General features: G+C 42.3%; 19 protein-coding genes. 6 read left to right on the top strand and 13 right to left on the bottom strand.

What is annotated here, in order from left to right; translation table 11 throughout:
- Nucleotides 1-177 precede the first annotated feature (177 nt).
- The 4 genes from trxB to M2273_RS19440 form a co-directional block, all read right to left on the bottom strand.
- The gene (gene trxB, locus M2273_RS19455) at nt 178-1,134 is read right to left on the bottom strand and encodes a thioredoxin-disulfide reductase (RefSeq protein ID WP_429399428.1); all 957 of its coding nucleotides are present in this window, start codon (nt 1,132-1,134) and stop codon (nt 178-180) included.
- Between the two features lie 95 nt (nt 1,135-1,229).
- Nucleotides 1,230-2,060 (bottom strand): toxin-antitoxin system YwqK family antitoxin, encoded by an 831-nt coding sequence (locus M2273_RS19450; RefSeq protein WP_429399427.1) that lies wholly within the window; start codon nt 2,058-2,060, stop codon nt 1,230-1,232.
- 112 nt (nt 2,061-2,172) lie between these two features.
- A complete protein-coding gene (locus tag M2273_RS19445) occupies nt 2,173-3,345 on the bottom strand; it encodes a dipeptidase (protein ID WP_429399426.1) in 1,173 nt (390 codons plus the stop codon).
- Nucleotides 3,346-3,519: 174 nt separating this feature from the next.
- Nucleotides 3,520-5,148, bottom strand: a complete 1,629-nt coding sequence (locus tag M2273_RS19440; protein ID WP_429399425.1) for an acyl-CoA carboxylase subunit beta — start codon at nt 5,146-5,148, stop codon at nt 3,520-3,522.
- Between the two features lie 227 nt (nt 5,149-5,375).
- Here M2273_RS19440 and M2273_RS19435 point away from each other — a divergent pair, with 227 nt between their 5' ends.
- On the top strand, nt 5,376-6,149 hold the full coding sequence (locus M2273_RS19435; RefSeq protein WP_429399424.1) for a C1 family peptidase: 774 nt from the start codon (nt 5,376-5,378) through the stop codon (nt 6,147-6,149).
- Between the two features lie 80 nt (nt 6,150-6,229).
- Nucleotides 6,230-6,547: a cupin domain-containing protein gene (locus M2273_RS19430; protein ID WP_429399423.1), complete on the top strand. Its 318-nt coding sequence runs from the start codon at nt 6,230-6,232 to the stop codon at nt 6,545-6,547.
- Between the two features lie 105 nt (nt 6,548-6,652).
- Here M2273_RS19430 and M2273_RS19425 read toward each other — a convergent pair whose 3' ends face one another.
- From M2273_RS19425 to M2273_RS19405, 5 genes are all read right to left on the bottom strand, one after another.
- Nucleotides 6,653-7,237 (bottom strand): TIGR00730 family Rossman fold protein, encoded by a 585-nt coding sequence (locus M2273_RS19425; RefSeq protein ID WP_429399422.1) that lies wholly within the window; start codon nt 7,235-7,237, stop codon nt 6,653-6,655.
- A 91-nt stretch (nt 7,238-7,328) separates the two neighbouring features.
- Nucleotides 7,329-8,798: an IMP dehydrogenase gene (gene guaB, locus M2273_RS19420; protein ID WP_429399421.1), complete on the bottom strand. Its 1,470-nt coding sequence runs from the start codon at nt 8,796-8,798 to the stop codon at nt 7,329-7,331.
- A gap of 264 nt (nt 8,799-9,062) precedes the next feature.
- Nucleotides 9,063-10,340 carry a M16 family metallopeptidase gene (locus tag M2273_RS19415; protein ID WP_429399420.1) on the bottom strand — a complete coding sequence of 426 codons (1,278 nt, stop codon included), beginning with the start codon at nt 10,338-10,340 and terminating at the stop codon, nt 9,063-9,065.
- A 136-nt stretch (nt 10,341-10,476) separates the two neighbouring features.
- Entirely contained in the window at nt 10,477-11,733 is a 1,257-nt protein-coding gene (locus M2273_RS19410; protein WP_429399419.1) for a M16 family metallopeptidase, read from the bottom strand.
- A 108-nt stretch (nt 11,734-11,841) separates the two neighbouring features.
- Nucleotides 11,842-13,056 (bottom strand): hypothetical protein, encoded by a 1,215-nt coding sequence (locus tag M2273_RS19405; RefSeq protein ID WP_429399418.1) that lies wholly within the window; start codon nt 13,054-13,056, stop codon nt 11,842-11,844.
- A gap of 100 nt (nt 13,057-13,156) precedes the next feature.
- On the opposite strand from M2273_RS19405, the gene M2273_RS19400 reads away from it, so the two are divergent.
- Nucleotides 13,157-13,714 (top strand): hypothetical protein, encoded by a 558-nt coding sequence (locus M2273_RS19400; protein WP_429399417.1) that lies wholly within the window; start codon nt 13,157-13,159, stop codon nt 13,712-13,714.
- A gap of 99 nt (nt 13,715-13,813) precedes the next feature.
- Here the strand turns inward: M2273_RS19400 and M2273_RS19395 are convergent, their stop codons facing one another.
- Together M2273_RS19395 and M2273_RS19390 are read right to left on the bottom strand one after the other, a co-directional pair.
- Nucleotides 13,814-14,158 carry a phosphoribosylpyrophosphate synthetase gene (locus M2273_RS19395; protein WP_429399416.1) on the bottom strand — a complete coding sequence of 115 codons (345 nt, stop codon included), beginning with the start codon at nt 14,156-14,158 and terminating at the stop codon, nt 13,814-13,816.
- 183 nt (nt 14,159-14,341) lie between these two features.
- Nucleotides 14,342-15,952, bottom strand: a complete 1,611-nt coding sequence (locus M2273_RS19390; RefSeq protein WP_429399415.1) for a hypothetical protein — start codon at nt 15,950-15,952, stop codon at nt 14,342-14,344.
- 196 nt (nt 15,953-16,148) lie between these two features.
- Between M2273_RS19390 and M2273_RS19385 the strand changes: the two genes are divergently transcribed.
- Together M2273_RS19385 and M2273_RS19380 are read left to right on the top strand one after the other, a co-directional pair.
- Nucleotides 16,149-16,559 (top strand): hypothetical protein, encoded by a 411-nt coding sequence (locus M2273_RS19385; protein ID WP_429399414.1) that lies wholly within the window; start codon nt 16,149-16,151, stop codon nt 16,557-16,559.
- A gap of 85 nt (nt 16,560-16,644) precedes the next feature.
- On the top strand, nt 16,645-16,833 hold the full coding sequence (locus M2273_RS19380) for a hypothetical protein (RefSeq protein WP_429399413.1): 189 nt from the start codon (nt 16,645-16,647) through the stop codon (nt 16,831-16,833).
- Between the two features lie 278 nt (nt 16,834-17,111).
- On the opposite strand, the gene clpB is transcribed toward M2273_RS19380, so the two are convergent.
- On the bottom strand, nt 17,112-19,730 hold the full coding sequence (clpB, locus tag M2273_RS19375) for an ATP-dependent chaperone ClpB (protein ID WP_429399412.1): 2,619 nt from the start codon (nt 19,728-19,730) through the stop codon (nt 17,112-17,114).
- Nucleotides 19,731-19,856: 126 nt separating this feature from the next.
- Here clpB and M2273_RS19370 point away from each other — a divergent pair, with 126 nt between their 5' ends.
- Complete coding sequence (locus M2273_RS19370) at nt 19,857-21,227, top strand: sensor histidine kinase (RefSeq protein WP_429399411.1); 1,371 nt, start codon at nt 19,857-19,859, stop codon at nt 21,225-21,227.
- A gap of 82 nt (nt 21,228-21,309) precedes the next feature.
- Here M2273_RS19370 and ligD read toward each other — a convergent pair whose 3' ends face one another.
- Nucleotides 21,310-24,027 carry a DNA ligase D gene (ligD, locus tag M2273_RS19365; protein ID WP_429399410.1) on the bottom strand — a complete coding sequence of 906 codons (2,718 nt, stop codon included), beginning with the start codon at nt 24,025-24,027 and terminating at the stop codon, nt 21,310-21,312.
- Nucleotides 24,028-24,031 lie beyond the last annotated feature (4 nt).

Here is a 24,031-nt window from a genome sequence, read left to right as displayed (position 1 = left end):
CGCGTAGAAACCCCTCCCTGCTACTGCACAATCCACCTCACCCCTCCCAAGGGAGGGAATATATACTGCGATTACAATCTTCCGAACAACAAAAACGCCATCTATAAATAGATGGCGTTCAATAATATATTTCTCAAAGTCCTCTCCTTTGGAGAGGATTTAGGTGAGGTTAAAGCTTTACGCAGTAACTACATGCTCTTTAGCGGCCAGATAACGTTCGGCATCAATCGCTGCCATACAACCTGTACCTGCCGCAGTAACCGCCTGGCGGTAGATGTGATCCTGGGCATCGCCGCAGCAAAACACACCTTCCACATTGGTTTCTGTGGAACCGGGACGGGTGATGATATAACCGGTTTCGTCCATTTTTAACCAGCCTTTAAAAATATCGGTATTAGGATGGTGACCTATTGCCACAAAAAACCCGCTAACTTCCAGATCAGTGTCAGCACCTGTTATATTATTGGTAACCCTAACACCGGTTACGCTTTGTCCGTCGCCCAGTATTTCTTTGGTTTCGGTATTGTATAAAATTTCGATGTTCGGTGTATTCAGTACGCGGTGTACCATGGCTTTTGATGCACGGAACTCATCGCGGCGAACGATCATAGACACCTTACGGCATAATTTAGCCAGATAGGTAGCCTCTTCGGCAGCAGTATCACCCGCACCTACTATGGCAACATCCTGTCCTTTAAAAAAGAAGCCGTCGCATACGGCACAGGCCGAAACACCGAAACCGCTATACTTTTCTTCAGATTCCAGACCCAGCCATTTTGCTGATGCGCCCGTTGAAATGATTACGGTATCGGCTGTGATGGTTTTTACATCATCAACCACCACTTTATGCGGTAAGCTTGAAAAATCAACAGAACTTACATAGCCAAAACGGATATCGGTACCCAGGCGTTCGGCTTGTTTACGGAAATCTTCCATCATTTCGGGACCCATGATACCTTCAGGGTAACCCGGATAATTTTCAACTTCGGTAGTTTGAGTAAGCTGTCCGCCGGCTAATAAACCAGTGTACATAACAGGCTTTAAATCAGCCCTTGAAGCATATATTGCGGCAGTATAACCAGCCGGACCAGAGCCTATGATCAGGCATTTTACGTGTTCAGTTTCTTGAGACATTGATTATAAAAATGTATGCGAATTTAAGGTTTATTCAGAAGCGAATCAATAGTGATTGGTCAGGATATTGCCATTGTTAGTTGATTTGCATTTTTCTAAAAACGTATGTAACGAGTATGTAATGGGTAAGATATTTGTACAGGTTTCTTTTTACTGGTTATAATCTCTAAATTAATTGACACAGGAAAATTTACCAATTTTTTATTATAATATGCAGGTTCCCAGTTAGGTGCGGCCAATAATTTATCAATTATAGCTGAATCAATTTCCAAATCTACTGAAGTTGATACACTCGGCTGAACCAATTTTCCCTCCTTTGTTAACACGAAATGATATAAACCATTAAATGTGCCAATTTTACTAAATTTGGTATTAGCCAATTCTAAACTTAGATACTGAATAATGTCATATTGAGGTTTGCCATCGGTGAACTCTTCTTTTTTGTTTTTATTAAAAATCCATTTTCCGGCAACTCCGTTTTTATAATTAACCATTGATGAAGTATCTCCGTAAAATCCAAATGAATACCAAATACCATCTTTTGTACCATTAACATAATTACCTTCTTCAAAAAGTCCACCAGAAAGTGGATAATATTCCTGATATGTTCCATTTAGTTTATTATTTTGAAAATTACTAACCCGATAAAGCACACCTTTTTCTGTATACTCGAGCCATTTTCCTTCTTTACCTCCATTTAAATAATACCCCTTCGATATAACATAATTTTTAGGCACCCATTTAATAGTATCCGTTTTATGCGTTACATAATTGTACTTATACTGGACAGGATTGATAGGCTTAAGTAATTTATAATATATAAACTTACCATGCGGGATAGTAAATTGCTCATCTTTAAATGTACCTATAGTCATATAAAATGTATGAAACTGCTTTTGATGGATCGGGCGTTCTGGAGCCATCATCTGTTATATAACCTTTATGAGTTTGCGCGTTTGCGGTTAAAGTAATAACCAATAAAAATAAAAGGATAAAGCAAGGTTTAAGCATGTGATAATTTTAAGCGGATAAAGATAATCATTTACCTGTATTCGCCTTTAACACCCGCATTACATTACCACCCAATATTTTGTTAATATCCTTTTCGCTGTAGTTCAATTTCAGTAATTCTTCGGTTATTTTGGGATAATCGCTTACACTATCCATGCCTAATGGATAGGATTCGGCGCCATCAAAATCAGAGCCTATGCCAACATGATCAACGCCTATTAGTTTTGCTATATAATCAATATGCTTAATGAGCAGGCTTAAAGGTGGCCGTAACTGATCCGATTCAGTTTTATATATGGTATTCAGCCTGATATTGGCCAGGTCAACATCGTGATAAATTTCGGTTAATGAATCCAGCTCGGCTTTGTGCTGATGAAGAAACACGTTAACCTTTGAGGTATAGGCGCTATCTACAAATCCGCTATAGAAGTTCACACATACTACTCCACCGTTTTTTGCCAGGGCTTTCAGCTGATCATCTTTTAAATTTCGCCTGAATGGATCAAGGGTATAAGCACAACTATGCGATGCTATCACCGGCTTGCTGCTGGTGGCCAGCACATCATAAAAAGTACGTTCGCCTACGTGCGATACATCAACCATTACACCAAGATCATTCAGGTGATGAACTATCTGCTTGCCGAAATCAGTTAAGCCCAAATGCGGCAGACTATCTTTCTTCGTAACCTCGTCACGTGCCGATGTAGCCCATGAGGTGCTATTATTCCAGGTGAGGGTTAAATAGCACATACCCCGTTTGGCCAGGCTGTCAATGTAATCCAACCTGTCTTCTATCATGTGCCCGCCTTCAACACCTACCAGTGCTGCCAGCTTGTTTTGCTTAACCGCTTTTTTTAATTCGGCACTGTTACGCACCAAAGCAATCTTATCCGGGTTGCGGTTGATGAGGGCGTATAACGAGTCTATCTCCCGGTTAGCAAAAGCAAAGGCTGTTCCCTTACCATAACTTTCGCCACACCAGATCGAAAAGATCTGGGCATCCAAACCACCCTCTTTAGCTCGAACGATATCAAAGTTGCCCTCTGTTTGTCGTTTGGCCAGATCAAACTTAGTGATCAGTTGATTAGATAAAACATCGTTATGGGTATCAATTAAAATGGCTTTTTGATGGACCTGCTGAGCATTTTGTGCTGAAAGTTTTAGGGAGAATAGTAGTAGAGGAAGCAGCAATTTTTTCATAAGTGACCGTTGATTTATTTGATTACGCTGATATTTATCTGAACCTTGATTCTAATATATTATTATAAAGTATGTCATTGCGAGCGTAGCGTGGCAATCTCATCATGCAAAGGTTGTTGCATGATGAGATTGCTTCGTTCCTCGCAATGACATGGAGGAGAATTGTATCTTTCTTTATGTCTGTATCACCCCTACATTAAACGCCTTTTCAATAGGCGCGTGGTTAGCTGCCTCAATTCCCATGGATATCACCTTTCGGGTTTCCAGCGGATCGATGATACCATCAACCCAAAGCCTTGCGGCGGCATAGTATGGCGTTGTTTGTGCATTGTAGCGATCAGTTATTTCTTTAAGTAGTTCCTGTTCTTTTACCTCGTCTACCAGTTCGCCACGGGCTTTTAAGCCAGCAGCCTGGATCTGCAACAGGGTTTTGGCTGCTTGTCCGCCGCCCATTACGGCTATTTTTGCCGATGGCCAGGCATAGATCAGCCTCGGGTCATAAGCTTTGCCACACATGGCATAGTTGCCTGCCCCGTAAGAGTTACCTATTACAATAGTAAACTTAGGCACTACCGAGTTCGCTACGGCGTTCACCATTTTTGCCCCATCCTTAATGATGCCCCCCTGCTCAGACCGGCTGCCTACCATAAACCCGGTAACATCCTGCAAAAATACCAGCGGGATCTTTTTCTGATTGCAGTTCATGATAAAGCGGGTGGCTTTATCGGCCGAATCAGAATAGATAACACCGCCAAACTGCATTTCGCCTTTTTTTGATTTGATCACCTTGCGCTGGTTGGCTACTATGCCCACCGCCCAACCGTCAATACGGCCCAGACCGCAAATGATTGATTTGCCATAACCTTCTTTATATTCTTCAAATGCCGAATCGTCAAGCAAACGCAGAATGATCTCGTGCATATCGTAAGCTTTTTCACGGTTGTCGGGCAGTATGCCGTAAATATCTTTTTCGTTTAGTTTGGGGATGGATGGTTTAATGCGGTCGAACCCGGCCTTGTTATAATCGCCGGTCATACTCATGATATTGCGGATCGAGTCGAGACAGGCCTGATCATTAGGTTGTTTATAATCGGTAACGCCCGATATTTCGCAGTGGGTTGTTGCCCCACCTAAAGTTTCGTTATCCACATCCTCGCCAATGGCCGATTTTACAAGGTATGATCCGGCCAAAAAAACTGAACCGGTACCTTCCACGATCATTGCTTCATCGCTCATAATGGGCAGATAGGCACCACCGGCTACACATGAACCCATAATGGCCGAGATCTGGATAATACCCATACCGCTCATGATAGCATTGTTGCGGAAGATTCGCCCAAAATGCTCTTTATCCGGAAATATCTCGTCCTGCAAGGGCAGGTACACCCCTGCCGAATCAACCAGGTAAATGATAGACAGGCGGTTCTCCATGGCTATTTCCTGCGCGCGCAGGTTCTTTTTAGCCGTTATCGGGAACCAGGCACCGGCTTTTACCGTAGCATCATTGGCCACTATTACACATTGCCTGCCCGATACATAGCCAATACCGCATACCACCCCTCCTGATGGGCAACCGCCATGTTCAGCGTACATACCATCGGCAGTAAAAGCGCCTAATTCAAGCCAGGGCTTATCATCATCTATCAGATAGGCAACACGTTCACGAGCCAGCATTTTGCCCTTTTCCTTTTGTTTGGCTGCAGCCTTTTCGCCACCGCCTTCATGTATTTTTTTTAGCCTTGTGTTCAGCTCGTAAACAAGCTGTTTGTTTATATCTTCATTTATATTGAACCCGATATCCATAATTGGTTTTAATAGGAAATGTAAATTAGGAAAAATTATAGGAGGAAAAGCCAACGAATTGTTGTTTTGTTTTGCACTAATGTATATCAATACATTTCAGGGTTGCTAATCAACCAATTGTCATGTTCAAATATTAGGTGCCAACACGTATTAAATTACGTAAAAACACGCTAATAAATTCTCTATAAACAGTATACCTTTATCATATAATTAATCCATCCCTTGATATGATACAGCAAACAAAACATTACGGCTGGCTTCCTGACCTGCCCGATCAAAGAGACTATAGATACGCCACTGTACGCCGTGACGCCTTAGCTAAACCTGCTCCGCCGTTGGTTGATCTGCGTGCGCAATGCCCGTCCGTTTATGACCAGGGGTCATTAGGCTCATGTACCGCCAATGCTATAGGCGGGGCTTTTCAGTTTGAGTTAATAAAACAAAAACTGACAGTTTTTACCCCGTCAAGGCTGTTTATTTACTATAATGAGCGTGTTATGGAAGGTCATGTTAAGGAAGATAGCGGTGCGCAGATACGTGATGGCATTAAATCGGTGGCTACGCAAGGTGTTTGCGATGAAGTACTTTGGCCTTATAACATAAGCAAGTTTGCCAAAAAGCCAACAAAAAAACTATATACAAAAGCCCTTAAAAGCCAGGCTTTGCAATATACCCGTTTAAACAACACGGCCATTAACGAGCTTAAAACCTGCCTGGCAGGCGGCAATCCTTTTGTTTTTGGATTTACCGTATACCAGAGTTTTGAGGGCGATAAAATGGCTAAAAGCGGCATAATGACCATGCCATCAAAAAATGAAAGTGTTTTAGGTGGCCATGCGGTAATGGCGGTTGGTTATGATGATAAAAAGAAGGCTTTTCTTGTACGCAACAGTTGGGGCGATACCTGGGGACTTAAGGGTTATTTTTATATGCCTTATGATTACATCACCAGCACTGACCTGGCCGACGATTTTTGGACAATCAGTCAGGTAGAGGGATAGTATCGGGTTATAAGTATTGAGTTTTGAGTTACTAATAGGCTCAAAACTCATAACAACATTAATGTACAAGATTAATTAGGATGAAATCATCTGTAATAAGAGCACTTCAGCATTTAAGCGATAAACCCGGAAATTTATTTGTTAAGGTGATACAACACGGCAGTATGTCGGTTGAAATATACAGGCCTGTAAATATCGACCCGCAAACCCCGCATTTGCAGGACGAACTTTATGTGATCATCAGCGGATATGGCGATTTTTTAAACGACGGCGTACTCACCTCCTTTCAACAAGGCGACGTACTGTTTGTAAAAGCCGGCGTTGAACACCGCTTTGAAAATTTTACTGATGACTTTGCCACCTGGGTTATTTTTTACGGCCCGGAGGGTGGGGAATAAAGTCTTAAGTTCTGAGTATGGAGTCGAAAGTCCTTAGTCGAAAGTCTTAAGTCTGATTTTACTATTTCAAATCAGACTTAAGACTTAAGACTCAGAACTTAAGACTTAAATAAGATTCCTGTCTTTAAACCAAACTTCGTCGGGGGTTACATTAAAGCCATCCATCAGATTAACAAGTTCAATAGGATCGCCGGAGGTGATCACCAGGTTACGGTTAGTGGGTTTCAGGAATTTTTGCTCCACCATTACATCCAGTTGTTTCAGCAAAAAATCATAATAACCATTCACATTCAGTAAACCTATGGGGTGGTTATGCAAGCCTAACTGCAACCAGGTTAATACCTCAAAAAACTCCTCGAGTGTACCTAAACCACCGGGCAAAGTAATAATGCCATCGCTAAGATCATTCATCATTTGCTTGCGCTGGTGCATGTTTTCGACAATGTGCAGTTCGGTTAAACCGGTATGGCCAACTTCTTTATCCATCAAAAACTGAGGGATAATACCTATGGCTTTACCACCTTCTTTTAAAACGGCATCGGCCAATATACCCATTACCCCTACTTTACCACCGCCATACACCAGGGTAATATCGCGGCTCACCATTACTTCGGCCAGTTGCTCAACAGCTTGTTTTAAAACAGGGTCGCCATTAAAGTTGGCACCGCAGAATACACAGATAGATTTCATGGCAATAAATATAAAAGTTAAAAGTATTTAGTTACAAGAAAAGGGAACCAATTGATTCCCTTTCTTTATTTATCTTTTTATCACTAAAAGCTTACCTGGTATAGTTAGGCGCTTCTTTAGTGATAGTAATATCGTGTGGATGGCTCTCGCGCATACCAGCTGCAGTGATGCGTACAAATTTGGCTCTTTGCAGATCTTCAATGTTTGCAGCTCCGCAGTAGTGCATCCCCGCACGTAAACCGCCAATGTATTGGAATATCACTTCGGCCATGTTGCCTTTAAATGGTACGCGACCAACAATACCTTCGGGAACCAATTTGGTAACCACATCAGTCTCATCCTGAAAGTAGCGGTCTTTAGAGCCTTTTGCCATAGCTTCAACCGAACCCATACCGCGGTATGATTTAAATTTACGGCCTTCGTATATAATAGTTTCGCCTGGTGATTCTTCAACACCTGCAAATAAGGAACCTGCCATGATGGAGCTTGCACCGGCTGCAATAGCCTTTACAATATCACCGGTTTGTTTAATACCGCCATCGGCAATTACCGGGATACCACGGCCTTCCAATGCTTTTGCACACTCATAAACCGCATAAAGTTGCGGAACACCAACACCGGCAATAATACGTGTTGTACAGATAGAACCCGGACCAATACCTACTTTAACTGCATCGGCACCTGCATCTGCAAGAGCAATGGCAGCATCGGCAGTGGCAATATTACCGGCAATAACCTGCAGGCCTGGATATAATTTTTTAACCGCCTTAACCATCTCTATAACTCCTTTTGAATGACCATGAGCAGTATCAACCGTAACCACATCAACACCTGCATTAACAAGTGCGGTAACGCGGTCAATATTATCAGCAGCAACCCCAACCGCCGCCCCTACGCGTAAACGGCCAAATTCGTCTTTACAGGCGTTAGGGAAGTTTTTAACTTTTTGTATGTCTTTATAAGTGATTAGCCCTACCAGTATACCATCCTTATTCACAACGGGCAGTTTTTCAATTTTGTTGCCCTGTAATATAGCCGCGGCTTCGGTCAATGTAGTGCCTTCAGGAGCTACGATCAGGTTTTGTGTGGTCATTACCTGGCTAACTGGTACCGTCATATCTTTTTGGAAACGCAGATCGCGGTTAGTGATGATCCCTTTCAGTTTATGCTCTGCATCAATTACCGGGATACCGCCAATGCTAAACTCCTTCATGATCTGGAAAGCATCAGCAAGCAAGGCATCCTCCAACAGCGTTACCGGATCCTGGATCATGCCACTTTCAGAACGCTTAACCTTGCGTACTTCGTCGGCCTGGGCCTGTATGGTCATATTTTTATGAAGCATACCTATACCACCCGCCTGGGCAATGGCAATAGCCAAACCAGATTCGGTAACGGTATCCATGGCGGCGGATATGATCGGGATGTTTAAACGGATCTTTTTTGTTAAAAAAGTGCTCGTGTTAACTTCGCGCGGTAAAACTTCTGAATAAGCCGGGAGTAGTAAAACGTCGTCGTAGGTTAATCCTTCGGCAACAAACTTTGATGGGTCTAACTGCATAGCAAATAATTATTTTGGAGTTATTATTTGCCGGGCAAAGGTAATAAATATTTCGGATATCGGAATTGAGATTGAGGATTTATTTAAAAGTGAACAGAAAATTGCCTTTCTGTGATAATTGCGAATTTTAGAAATAAACGATGTCATTGCGAGCGTAGCGTGGCAATCTCATAGGACAAGTAACGAACTTGGCTTGTTCAACCTGCACAGTGAGATTGCCACGCTACGCTCGCAATGACAAGATTTTATATCCCCAAATCAATCTTAATATTTCCCTACGATCACTTTATAAAACTGATCGAAATTTAAATATTTGTTGGCCAGTTCCTTTAGCTCAACCGCCGTTACATTTTTTACTGTTGATGCATATTGATCGTAATAATCATAATCCAAACCAGCAAAATAGATGCTTTTAAACTTATCAGCATGCGAAAAAACATTCTCCAGGCTACCCAGTAAAGAGCCCAGCATAAAGTTGCGCACCAGTGACAGTTCCTCATCCGGCACCAATTGAGTTTTTAACAGATCGATCTCTTTTTCAATTTCATTTATTGCCGACCTGCAAACATCGGCACCTACCTCTGTAGCTATAAAGAATGCCCCTCCCTGTTTAAACGAACCGAGGCCCGAGCCTATGCCATAGGTATAACCCTTATCCTCGCGGATATTAGCCATCAGTCTTGAACCAAAATACCCGCCCAAAACCGTATTTAACACTTGCAGGGGCTGAAAATCGGGATGGTTACGGTTTATTACCGGCAATCCTAATCTAATGGCAGATTGCAGTGCATCTGGTTTTTCGGTAAAATAAAACAGTTCTTTGGCAGGCTGCAGTTCGGGCTGTGTAATATCAGTCGGGGTTTCGCCATTTGTCCAGCTTTTATCAAACGTGTTTTTTATCAGCGTTAAAGTATCAGGTTCAATTTTACCTGCAATTATTAACGTACAGTTTGATGGCTGGTACATTTGTTTAAAGTGCGCCAGCATATCATCGCGCTGCAGGCTTTTATAATTATCAAAAGTTGCACCCAAACCATAAATGGTATCGCCGTATATGGCTTTATTAAAATCGCGGCGGGCAACAACATCATTTTTTTGCAGGCTTACCTGTAGTTTTTGCTGTTGATTGCGCTTAAACGTTTCCAGCTCTTTTTCGGGAAAAACAGAACCCGTAAGGATATCCATAATAACCGGTAGCGTATGGTGCAAATGCTTGTTTAAGCTATACAACGTAACCTGCGAATTTTCATAAGCATAATCTACCTGCAAAAAGGCACCATAAAAGTCGATTTTATCGGCAATTTGCGCAGCTGTTAAGGTGTTGGTACCCTCAGTAAGCATGGTATTAACAGCCATATTAAGCAAGGGCTTAGCGGCATCAAAGCGCAGGTTGTTAAATACCCATTCAATACGCACCAATTCCTGGTCGCCTGAGTTAAAGCAATAAACATTGCAGCCGTTGTCCAGCTTAGTGTGTTCTGGTTTAATCAGGTTTATATTATCAATAGCCTTAAAATCCGGGGCTAATTTTCTGTCGATCATGTTGATGATTATTTAGTTTTTATTTTTGTCTGAACCGGGATTACACAGATTGAAGGATTAACCATACTTTTTTTTATGCAAATCAAATCCAAATAATCTGATGAATCTGTTTAATCCAAGTTCAGACAGCTTTTGTTCAGACAGCGCTTAATTCAGTTTTCTCGGCGAGGTAAACCAGCGTTGATGAATTATCTTTCCTGAAAATTTTATTGGCCACAGCCTTTATCTGCCTGGTGGTTACCTCCAGGTATTTTGCCGTTTCGTGATTCAGCAGATCAGCGTTACCCAATAATTCGAACGATGCCAGGTTCATGGCCTTATCCAGTAATGACATTTCAGAGAACACCATCGTCGATTCCGTTTTGTTTTGCACCTTGGTTAGCTCATCAGCCGGAATTTCCTCGTTTTTAACTTTCTCCAGTTCTTCCCACAAAGCGGCTTCGGCCTGTTCAATGCTGATATTTTCGAGCGGCTTGCCTTCCAATACAAACATCCCTTTATCTAAACTACTGGTGATGTAAGCATGTACCTCGCTAAATATTTGCTTGTCCTGTACCAAACTACGATACAAACGGGATGAGTTGCCACGCGAAAGCACATCAGACAACAGCTCAACTACATAATAATCATCATCCAGCCTCGCCCCCATCTGAAAAGCGATATACACATCGTTAAGCGGCACTTTTGCCGTAACTGTTTCGCGGCGTTCTTCATGCTGCTCAGGTTCCTGAGGCAGATTACGATTATATTTTTCGCCAGCCGGGATAGGTGCGAACCATTTTTCGGCCAGTTGTTTTACCTGCTCCAATTTCACATCACCGCCAACTACCATAATGGCGTTTTGCGGATTGTAGTGCTTTTTGAAAAATGCTTTTACATCTTCAATACGGGCATCTTCAATGTGTTTAATGGTTTTGCCAATAGTGGCCCAGCGGTATGAATGCTGCTTGTAAACCAGCGGACGCAGCTTTAACCAAACATCGCCGTAAGGCTGGTTTAGGTAGCGTTGTTTAAACTCTTCTATCACCACATTGCGCTGCACCTCCAGGCTTTTCTCGCTAAAGGCAAGATTCAGCATGCGGTCGCTTTCCAGCCAAAAAGCGGTTTCGATATTGGCTGATGGCAGGGTGATATAATAGTTAGTGATATCGTTGCTGGTGAAAGCATTGTTCTCGCCACCTACCCTTTGCAGGGGCTCATCATAGCTGGGTATATTTACCGATCCGCCAAACATCAGGTGCTCAAATAAGTGCGCAAAGCCTGTTTGCTCAGGGTCTTCATCGCGTGCGCCAACATCATATAGTATGTTAAGCACCGCCATCGGTGTAGTGTTATCTTCGTGAACAATAACCCGCAGGCCATTATCCAGCGTAAACTTATTAAACTTTACCATTTAGTAATTTTAATTTAAAAACGGATAAAGGTATAATTTTTACCTTGTGTGACTGTAATTACTGCGTATAAATTGCAAATAGTTTAAATCATATAGCTGATTGCCTGGTTAATGAGATGTGGTGTAAGGATTGTTGCCTATACCTATAACTCCATGATCCTTATCATCATAGAAGTAAAAACTTTGCCGGTTAACTTGCCCGTTATTAAACCGCAGCTCAATAGAATAACCATCTAAAACATAAGTACCGGCGCTATTTTTAGAAGAATAGGCCGAAACGCTGCCTGTGCTTCCGTTGTAACTGCCACCACCAACGCTTTCATAGGTAAATTGGCCCTGGCTATTGAAGGTGATATACTTGGATGAAACCACCATGGAACCGCCTCCCATAGCCGTATTGCCGCCACCGGATATAGAACCGTAAGTCCCATTGAGCTTTTCATTTGGTTTTGCTGGCGATGCCCAGCTCCAGCCTGTCCATCGGTTAGGTTTAGTCATTGAACCATCCTTATTGCGATGGGTAACAATGAGCGCTTTTCCATCCAACTTCCAGGTGCCCCATTTTGTAGGTTCGCTTTGTCTTGACTGCGCTTCATTAATATCAGCCGGACTTACTGCAAGGTGTTCATAAAGACTGCCATTTTTTAACAACAGGTAAGGAAAATATACAAATATCAGCATCCCTCCCACACCCAGGCGAGTTTCGCTGTGTAGCAAAACCCCTTTTATTTCGGCAGCGGTAATACCTTTTCCTGATCCATTTACCTGCGTGGGTTGTGCTGCTGTAGTTATTGGTTTTTCTTCAGTTGCTGCAACTCCGGGTGTAATTGTTTTACCTGGTGTCATCTCCTGTTTCAGGATAGCAACAAAATGATTGGCCGCCACATTGATGTAAGTACCTGTATACTCCCTAAGTCTCACGATCTTGCCATAACGCACCGCATGATCGGGCCTTACATAAGCAAAATATATTACCGCCAGCTTTTTGCCTGAACCGTCATTGGTTAAAACAGAATAAGTAAGCAGATCTGAACTGTTATTAACCGTTTTTAATACTCCCGGTAACTGGCTGGAATACCCCGCTCCCTGCAGATCCTTTGCAGCCGCGGCCTTTAGCCATTCGCCCAGGTTAATACCATTACTTTTTTCAACAGGCATAATATCATATTCGAAATTAGCAGCGCCTGGTGATGACGGAGGTATAAATCGGTAAGTATCCTTGTTTACTTCCATTTTCCAGCCAGGAATAGGTGGTATAGTAGCTTGTGCATATAACAAAGCCGGGAGCAAAAAACCGGCAAGTAATAACAGGTAAGGTTTCATTAGTAAATTATTTATGGTTGTGATGTTCATGGATTTCCACAATTTTCAGACCAACAATACGACCATTTAGTGCCTAAAAGTTTACATTTGTTAGTAAACCATGCTTACCCCTCAACAACTCATAAAGCAACTCAGTGATACCATTGGTAAACCGGGGATACTGAAGCTGAGCCGGATATTAAAGGAGCAGAGTTTTCCCCTGCGCGATATTATTGATATTACTTTTCATCCTGATAAAGCCGTTGGTTTTAGGGCGGTATGGCTGCTGGAGAATGTTTTTTTAACTGATCCGGAAGGTTATCTGGATGACCTGTTATACCTGATCTCGCGGTTTAAAGAGAACCGTAACCAAAGCTGTATACGGCATTATGCCAAAATAATAATGCATGTAACTGATGCCAAAGCTCCGGAATCGTTACAATTAAAACTTAAAGAAATTGATTTTGAACCGGTAGTTGAACAGCTTTTTGACTGGATGATAAACCCGAAGATCAAAGTCGCGGTAAAGATGTTTGCCGGGAATGCCTTATTTAATCTCAAAGATAAATTTCCATGGGTAGAAGAAGAACTTGCCAGTCAGCTTGAGTTTTTAATGCGCGATGGCGGTGCAGGGATGCGGGCTGGGGGGAAAAAGATACTGAAGGAGATAAAGAAATAATATGCAGGTGTGCAGATTGAACTCAAATCACAACCACGTCATTGCGAGGTACGAAGCAATGACGTGGTTGGATTAATGCTTTTTCATCCCTACATCTAATCAGGCGCTTGGCCTATCCTCTCCGTGCAGGTTATTACTTACCTGGTGGTGGTGCAGTTTTGCGGCAATAGCCGATGAACTATCGTCGGCGTAAGCGCCATATGCATTTACCAGCACACCCTTAAGGTTGTGCTTTGGCGATGATACTGCATAAACTATCGACGTATCATCGGGGTTACTTGCACCTTCAAAGCGGTAAAACTCATCAATTTCAAATTCATCGGCAGTCATATGTATATTTTGAGCTTTATCATCTATAGTATCGCCATCCAGACTAAGGTTGGCAGTATATCCTCTCTTTAAAAGATCATTAGTGGCATCCACTAAAGTTTCATAATTTCTCATGGTGATGTTTTGTTTAAGTAAAAGCAGTTATCGCTGTTTGTGCAGATATAACCGTTAAACAACTCATGTTGTTTGAACAGGTGAGGTTTAAAACAGAAAAACTTACGAAGTTTCTAAAACTTCGTAAGTTTTAAGAGCAAAACAAAAAGCATGTTATTTTTAAAAAACATGTTTCAAATAAGCTTATTGAGCCTTAGCCAGCCACAAGGAAGCATTAAGGTGCAATGCCGGATGCGAGGTAAAACCTGATGGCGAATCGCCCGACCAGCCATTGAAAAGGTTATCAGCAGTATCGCCGGTGCCATCATCAGCAGGTGAGCTATCACCTATCCATACCACACGACCAGTTCCGTAGGTGGCTAATAGTGCCATTGCATTACTATTGCCGCCATTGGTAGCTGAGTTACGCCAAAACAAACCCTGTACGCTTGAGTTATTTGTAGGGAGCAGGGTTGCTGTTGAGCCGTTATAAAAAGCCAGTTTTGAAGCTGTACCAGCGGCGCCGTTCAATACTTTTTGCGCATTGGCATTAGTACCGGTATATACATTGGTTGACGGGCTTTCGCTTATATCAACATAGTTAATGTTAAAACCAAAAGGGTTATTGTTGTTGATGCCGTTGTTGGTCATTAGATCATTCCAAACCCGTGGCGAATCAAAGCCATCACCATCCCTGTCTGACGGATTATAGCCATTGGCATCGGTTCCCGCTGTTGTGGCGGCAGTATGGTCGGCAATCATCATTAGTCCGCCGCCATTTGAAACAAAGTTCATCAGTGCTGTTTTTTCGGCAGCGGTGAATAAGCGGTTAGGTTCAACCACTACAAACACATCATAATTACTTAAATCCTGCGGATTTGACGCATTTCCGTAAGTAAGGCTTGTGCCAACCGGAAGCGTTTCAACCAACTCGCCAAGCTTAACCAGTGAAACCGCCCAAGATGATATACCACCTTTCCAGTAGGTTTCTGCAGTACTTGATGTGATGCCGGTATATGATGGTGTTGGTATGCGTTGAGCTTTGGTTTCGGTAGTTGAGCCGCCGGTATAAATTGGTACGCTTTCGGTACCATCAGCATCTATCTGCCAATCGGCACTGCCGGCATTTTCAAGGTGACTTGCATCAAACAGGAATTTTTTCCCTGTAATTACAGTTCCGCCGCCTGTGCCACCATTATCATTTATGGTGATATCATCAATATTGATACGGTTGGTTCCGCCGGTAAGCTTACGGATCTCTAAACGGGCTGTCCCGGTTACGCTAATGGTAAAAGTTTGGGTAGCCAGGGTTGAACCTGTAGTTATGTTAGCGCCGGATTGTGCCCAGCTGCTACCACCATTTACAGAGTAAAACAAACCCCACTGGCTTGGTGTATCGCCACCGAAGGTTGCATGTTTTATAGTTACGGTGCTTATTCCGGTGGTTACATCAAATAACATGGTGATCTTGCCTGTATTGCGTATACGTGCGCTCCCTGAGCCGGCTTTTTGATCTGTACTTAAATTACCGATCAAGGCATCATACATGTTCCATGAACTGCCAGATAGAGTAACATTATCGCCGCTGCTTGAGCCTGTAGGCGAAACATCATAAGCTGTTTTAGGACTGGTTGAACCAACTTCGAACCCCTGTGTAAGAGATACAGCAAGCGTTTTAATGGTTTTGGCAGCCTCGGTTTTTACATCATTGGTGTTTTGAGCTGGCGGGGTACCATTTTTTTGGCAGCCAATTATCAGCATACCGGCCATAGCGGTAGCTACAAATAATAGCCTTGGATTAGTAAATTTAAGCATAGTGATTTTGGTGAGTTTATATATAAGTTGATATTTATTAATTATACGGTAAACTTCCATAAAAGTTTATACCTCCATATTGCCCATATATTAACTTATTATTAAATATTGTTTAGTAGATTAATTTGCTGGGTTAAGTAATCTGAAGCATGATTCATCTGATTGGTTCAGACAAACCAATTCAGTATATTTACATGTGGCAAACAGCGAAATACTTATTTATTTAAGAACCCAGGCTAAAAGGTGGTTATTAACGTCCACCTTATTAATAAGTTTTTTTGCCCTTTCGGGATATGTAAGCAATAATCTGCCTAATAACAATAGAGCCCCTGATATCGAGGTTTTGGCCGATAAATCTTTCACTTTAAAAAGTGGCATTAGTTATAAAAGAGCGGCATTGTTCTTTTATAAACAAACCCTCTCCTGTTTTATAATCAGGGAGAATTTTGACCTGGGAATTTCGCATTATAATAAGCGTGAGATTGACCGGTATCAACATTTAAAACAACTTTTCTTATTTACTAAACGCACGGTTAACTACCCAATCAATCACCTGTACTATACTGCTGATCAGGGCCCTGATATTACTCCTTTTCAAATAGGCTAATCTGCCTGTTTGCCAATCATTTCACAATATTTTATTGAACAGTTTAACCCGCTTTAAAGCAGTTTAAACGCTTATTGCTATTTGCATGAACAAGCTTAAAAAAATGCTGCGGCTTTTTTGCCTGGCATTGTTTTTACTATTGGCGGTAACCGGTATTGCCATAACCGGTGCCGCCCCAACCCTGGCAAAAAACCGGGAAAGAATTATAGACAATGAAACATTAATAGAAATGGTTGATGAGAAAAAAGAAGATGATGAAGAGGAAAAAATGTGAGTTGGTTTTTCCTTAGAGCTAATTGCCATCGACCGTTATTGCAAGGTATGAAGCAAATAACAAATTTGTCATTCTGAGCATAGCGAAGAACCATCTCTTGAGCATAGCGAAAAATCTAATCGCCGAATAGATCCTTCGTTCCTCAGGATGACAAAGTGGTGAAGAGATTGCTTCGTTCCTCGCAATGACGTGTTTTTAATATATTTATTCAAATCTTTAAACAAGAAGAGCCGCCCATACCGGGCGGCTCTTCTTTATATGATGGAGTTATTATTTTATTATTTAACCGGTTCTTCCGAAGTCTTGGCTGTATTTAAAAACACAAAGTTGTTATCAAACATATCCACCTTTATAACGCTGTCCTTATCAATGGTGCCTGCCAGGATCTGTTTCGATAATTCGTTCAGGATCTTTTTCTGGATAACACGTTTTAGCGGACGGGCGCCGAATTGCGGATCATAACCAAGCTGGGCCAGCCAGTCAATGGCTTCATCAGAAGCTTCTATGGTAACGCCCATTTCGGCAAGGGTTTGTTTTACCTGGTTAAACTGCAATTTCACAATGCTATGTATCTCATCGCGGCTTAGCGGGGTAAACATGATGATCTCATCAATACGGTTCAAAAATTCCGGACGGATGGTAGCCCTTAACAAGGTGAACAATTCGTTCTTAGTTTTGGCTATCAGCTCATCGCGGTTATCATCCTCCAGTGTCTGGAAGTTTTCCTGTATAATGTTTGAACCAATGTTGGAGGTCATGATGATGATGGTGTTCTTAAAGTTCACCACGCGGCCCTTGTTATCGGTTAAGCGGCCATCGTCCAATACCTGCAGCAATATGTTAAACACATCTGGGTGGGCCTTTTCAATTTCATCAAGCAGCACCACGCTATAAGGTTTACGGCGTACGGCCTCGGTCAATTGTCCACCTTCATCATAACCCACATAACCCGGAGGCGCGCCAATGAGCCTTGAAACAGCGTGACGCTCCTGGTATTCGCTCATATCAATACGTACCAGCGCGGCTTCGTCATTAAACAAATACTCGGCCAGGGCTTTTGCCAGCTCGGTTTTACCCACACCGGTTGTACCCAAAAATATGAACGACCCGATTGGTCTGCGTTTGTCCTGCAAACCTGCACGGCTGCGGCGTATGGCATCGCTAATGGCTTCAATAGCTTCTTCCTGCCCGGCTACACGTTTGTGCAGTTCCTCTTCCAGGTGCAGCAGCTTTTCGCGTTCGCTTTGTATCATTTTTGAAACCGGTATACCTGTCCACCGGGATACCACACCTGCAATATCATCGGCAGTAACCTCTTCCTTTAGCATACGGCTGTCGCTCTGGTTCTCCAACAAGGCGGCTTTCAGTTTTTCAACTTCAGCCTGTGCTTCTACTATAGTTCCGTAACGTAACTCTGCCACTTTGCCATAATCACCGGCACGTTCGGCCTGTTCAGCTTCCAGCTTATAGTTTTCAATCAGCTCTACCTTTTGGTTTATACCATCAACCAGATCCTTTTCACCCTTCCATTTAGCACGTAATGAGTCGCGCTGGGCCGACAGGTTGGCTATTTCTTCGCTTAACTCTGCAACCTTGCGGTCGTCTTTTTCGCGTTTTATAGCCTCGCGTTCAATTTCCAGCTGCATGATACGGCGTTCCAGTTCATCAACCACTTCGGGTACCGAGTCCATTTCCAAACGCAGTTTTGAAGCAGCCTCGTCCATGAGGTCGATAGCCTTATCAGGTAAAAACCTGTCAGATATATAACGCTGCGACATTTCAACCGCGGCAATAATGGCCTCGTCTTTTATCCGCACCTTGTGGTGGGTTTCATAACGCTCCTTTAAACCACGTAAAATAGATATGGCATCAGCGGTATCTGGCTCTTCAACCATTACTTTCTGAAAACGGCGTTCAAGCGCTTTATCTTTTTCAAGATATTTCTGGTATTCATTAAGGGTGGTTGCACCAATTGACCTTAGCTCGCCACGGGCCAGGGCCGGTTTTAAAATATTGGCGGCATCCATTGCCCCTTCGCCACCACCGGCGCCCACAAGAGTATGGATCTCATCAATAAACAGGATGATCTCGCCATCACTTTGGGTTACTTCTTTTATCACGGCTTTAAGGCGTTCTTCAAACTCGCCTTTGTATTTGGCACCAGCAATAAGGGCTCCCATATCAAGCGAATAAACCACCTTGGTTTTTAAGCTTTCGGGTACATCACCCTTAATAATCCTGAAGGCTATACCTTCGGCAATGGCTGTTTTACCCACTCCTGGTTCACCTATCAGTATCGGGTTATTTTTGGTACGTCGCGATAAGATCTGTATCACCCGGCGAATTTCTTCATCACGGCCAATAACCGGGTCTAACTTGCCCGATTCGGCATACTCGTTAAGGTTACGGGCATATTTATTTAGGGCATTGTAGGTAGCCTCGGCATTTTGATCAGTTACCTTGCTATCTCCACGTAAACTCACAATGGCCTTTTTAAGATCTTTTTCGTTTACTCCAAAATCTTTTAACATGGAGCTTATGGTTCCCCCCGATGCCAAAATACCTAATAATATATGCTCAACCGATACAAATTCATCCTTAAATTCCTTTAAATATCCCTGCGCTTTTTGCAGTGACGAATTGCTATCTGAAGAGAGATAAATATTGCTTCCGCTTACCTTAGGATACGAGCTTATCTGCGCATCGAGCATCTCATTAAGCCTGTTAAGGTTTACGTTTAATTTTTTTAATAAATAGGATATTACATTTTCATCAACCAGCAACAAGCCTTTTAACAGGTGTGCGGGTTCAATTGCCTGCTGTTGGTTACCAGCAGCAATTTCCGAAGCCTTTTGTACGGCTTCCTGGGCTTTTATTGTAAAGTTGTTAAAGTTCATATTGGTAGGTATTAATCAAAACGCAGGCCATTTAGCTTATTATGCAAAAAAGTCATATAAATATAAACCAAAACGACATTTTGGCTTGTTATTATTTTGAACGATTCTTGCTAAAATTTGATATTTTTGTCTTACAACCTTATACAAAAAATACTATTGAATATTCATTTCTTTTTTAACAGCCTGCCGGCAAAATATAAGGCATCATACAGAGATTACTATACCTATCAAAACCTGGTTGCCATTAGGGCTGGGAGCCTGATATTCTTATTGTTGAATGTTATTATCAGGATATTGTATTTTGTTTTCCCGGTGAACCTCACCAAGGCCCAAAACTTCCACCAATTTAACTTAAGTAACTGGGTTTTCATCATTATTACCCCATTTTTTTTAATAGCAAGCAATATACTAATAGCCTGCTTTAAAAGCCATAAAAAAGCAACTGCATCAATGGCGCTGATTGTGTTTTTATTTTCAATATATATTATATCATGTGGCATGTATTCAAGTTTTATTGCCACATCTGATCCCAGCAATGCTTTGACCCTGTACCTTATTGCTTTAAGTTTGATAAGCGCGATATGTGTATTTGAATATTATGAAACAATAATATTAATTATTGTTGTTGAAATATTATTTACCGCGCTTTTATTTTACAGTCAAACCAACGCCACCCGAATGGCGTACAACCAGCTTATATCTGCCATTTTACTTTCAGCTTTTTATCTTACTTCCAGGTACTTTTTCTCGTACAAGGTTAACTACTATCAACAGGTGATAGAGATCAGGGAAAAAAATGTAGAAATTGAAAAGGCGGGGGAATTTAAAAACCAGGTATTAGGGATGGTAGCCCATGATTTGCGTAACCCCATTGCCGCTGTTGAATCAATTGCCATGATCATGGAACTGGACGACTTAAGTGAGGACACCCAGGACAACCTGAATATGATGAAAGCATCATGCGTTAAAGCCCGTACTATTATTGACGACCTGCTGGAAGCCGCCCGTAATGATATCAGCAACATTTATGAAATGGAAAAAACGGAGCTTAACCAGTTATTGAAAAGTATTGTGAGCGACTGGAAAATACAGCCTGACCCTAAAGCCGACGTATTGTTAACCAGCCATATTAACCCGGCCTATGCAGCGGTAAATAAAGAGAAACTACACAGGGCCATTGATAACCTGATTAGTAACGCCATAAAATTTTCGAAGGATAACAGTCGTGTTGATGTGCGGCTTAGCAAAAGAAACCAGGAATTGGTTATTGAGGTACAAGATTATGGCCTGGGCATACCTGCCGATATACTACCTGATATATTTAGCCCTTTTTCAAAAGCCGGAAGAACAGGTTTAAGAGGCGAACACTCAACAGGACTGGGCTTGAGCATTGTACGCCAGATAATTGAAAAACATAATGGCATCGTTGAAGTAGACAGCATTGTAGGCAGGGGATCTGTTTTTACCATAAAACTGCCCATAGCCTGGATGGGGTAAAAGCTTTTAGTTGTGAGTTTGAGTGAAGTAAAGGTTGTAATTAATAGTTCGTTATCAGAACTCACTACTTACAACTCATAACTTATTCAAACATTCCCTGTGCCTTTTTAATGGTTTTTTCCAGGTCGATACCTTTCCCTAATACACCTTTAAACAGGTCGCCTTCTGATTTCAGGCGATCAATGGAATTAAAAATAGTAAAGTGTTTCATGGTAAGGCCCGGTTTAACCTCGTCCCAATGCAGTGGCATAGATACCGTTGCCCCCACTTTGGGTCGCAGCGAATAAGGCCCCGCGATAGTTGCGCCGGGGCGGTTCTGCAAAAAATCAAGATACATTTTCCCATCCCGTTTAGCCACCATACGTTCCAAAGTGGTATAATCTGGTAATTGTTTATGTACAATATCTACAACAATACGTGCAAACATTTGCGACTGATCATAATCATATTTGGCAGCCAGTGGTATATAAATGTGCATCCCGGTTGATCCTGATGTTTTGCAAAACGAAGGCACATCAATAGCATCTAATACTTTTCTTACTTCCTGCGCCGCTTCAATTACCTGGTCGAATGTGTTTTTATCCGGGTCAAGATCAATCACACAGTAATCAGGATTATCCGGCGATTGTATGCGGCTAAACCAGGGGTTCATTTCAATACAACCTAACGAAGCCATCCATAATAAACTGGCCTCATCGGTACCTACCAAATATTCTTTGTGTTCGCCCTCGCCATTGGTGTAAGGGAAAGTTTTGGCCCAGTCAGGTGCTTTATCCTTTACATCCTTTTGGTAAAAACTGGGGCCATGTATCCCGTTAGGAAAACGGTTGAGCGACATGGGCCTGTCTTTTAAATAAGGTAAAATGTACTCAGCTACCTGGTAATAGTAATTAAACATATCCCTTTTGGTTACCTTATCTTCGGGCCAGTAAATTTTGCTCAGGTGAGTGAACTTCAGGTCGTGCCCATTAATTTTACGCACCTGGGTTTCGTCTGTTGGGTTTAACACAGTTTTACGTCCTTTCTGTTTTGGTGGTTTAATAGCGCCTGTATGTTTGTCTTTCTGCTGCTTATCCGTAGCTTCAACTACAGCTTCAGTAGGCTCGGCAATCTCACGAACTACTTCAGTAGCCTTTTTGTCCTCGCGCATACCCTGGAATGAAGGGTGGCGAAATACCCCATCGCTGGTCACTTCGCTAAAGGCCACTTCGCAAACCAGTTCGGGTTTAAGCCAGACAGCTTTGGCCTTAGGCGGATTGGGCCGGAAACGTGATGGTTTATTTACATCGGGGATCTGGTCAAACGGGCTTTTATCAATTATTAAAGGCTTAAACTTCGCCATCATTTCCTTTTGTAACTTGTCTGAAAACCCGGTGCCTACCTTGCCAACATATTGCAACAGCTTGTTTTTATAAACTGCCAATAAAAGCGAACTAAATTGTTTTGGGGTATCTGCATTTTTGGTGAACCCGGCAATAATTACCTCCTGTCGTTTATTCACTTTGATCTTTAACCATTCTTTTGATCGCAGATCAGGAGAGTAGGTACTGTTGGCTTTTTTGGCAATGATCCCCTCCAGGCCCATTCGTTCAGCAGCGTTAAAAAAATCAGTACCGCTGGCATTAAACACTTTACTCAGGCGTATGCGGTCATCATCAGTCGGCAAAATGTCTTTTAATATAGCCTGCCGCTGTATGAGCGACAGCCCCATCAGGTTCTTGCCATCGTACCACAACAGGTCAAATACATAATAAACCAGCTCGCCATCGGCTTCGCTGCGCCAGTTTTGTAAATTACCAAAGTTAGAGATACCTTTATCGTTCAATACAAGTATTTCGCCATCTATAACAGCGTCGATCTTCCAGCCCTGCAGCATATTGTATATAGGATAAAATTTCTCGTTAAAGGTTTTCTTATTACGGGATAGCAGTTCAACCTCTCCCTTGTTAATAAAACCCAGGGCGCGGTAACCATCCCATTTTACTTCGTACACCCAATCAGGGTCATCAAAAGGTTCATCAACCAGGGTGGCCAGCATAGGTTTAATTCCGGCAGGCATTTTAGTCTTTGGTGCTTTTTTTAATAAAGCGGCCGTATCAATATCGCTTGTTTCGGCTATGCTTTCGTTGGGTTCAGCAGGCTCAGGTGCTTTTTTTTTAGCAGTCGGTTTCTTTGCCGGTTTTTCCACGGTTTCTTCATGTCCGCTGTGCCAAACTTTGTCGCTGGTTTTTTCTATGGTTTCAATGGTTTTGCCAGACAGTACAGATTTATCCTGTTTGGTAATATCCTTCGCCGAAGCAAAATTATCATTATGCTTGATGAGCAACCACGCATTATCGCCCATACCGTGTGTTTTAACTAAAGCAAATTCGCCCTCCAGTTTTTCGCCATGCAGCTTAATTTTGAGTGAACCTGATTTAAGTTGCTTTAATAAGTGCTTTTCCTGCTTTTTTTTACCTTTTATCTCATCAATGGGCTCATAGGTACCTTCATCCCAAACAATCACCGTACCACCGCCGTATTCGCCCTCAGGTATAATGCCCTCAAAGCTGCGATAATCATAAGGGTGATCTTCCACCATCATGGCCAGGCGTTTGGTTTTAGGATCGGTGGAGGGGCCTTTGGGTACGGCCCAACTTTTCAGTACGCCATCCATTTCCAGCCTAAAATCATAGTGAAGGCGTGAAGCATCGTGCTTTTGGATAACAAAGGTCAGTTTATCCTTATCCTTGCTTTTCCCCGATTTTGGTTCGGCGGTTTTGGTGAAGTCGCGCTTTTGGGCATATTTTTCCAGACTCATGGCG

Origin of the sequence: Mucilaginibacter lappiensis (assembly GCF_050433765.1) — a bacterium.
GTDB lineage: Bacteria > Bacteroidota > Bacteroidia > Sphingobacteriales > Sphingobacteriaceae > Mucilaginibacter > Mucilaginibacter lappiensis_A.
The sequence above is the reverse complement of the archived record's forward strand: the minus strand, read 5'-3'. Positions and strand labels throughout refer to the sequence as shown.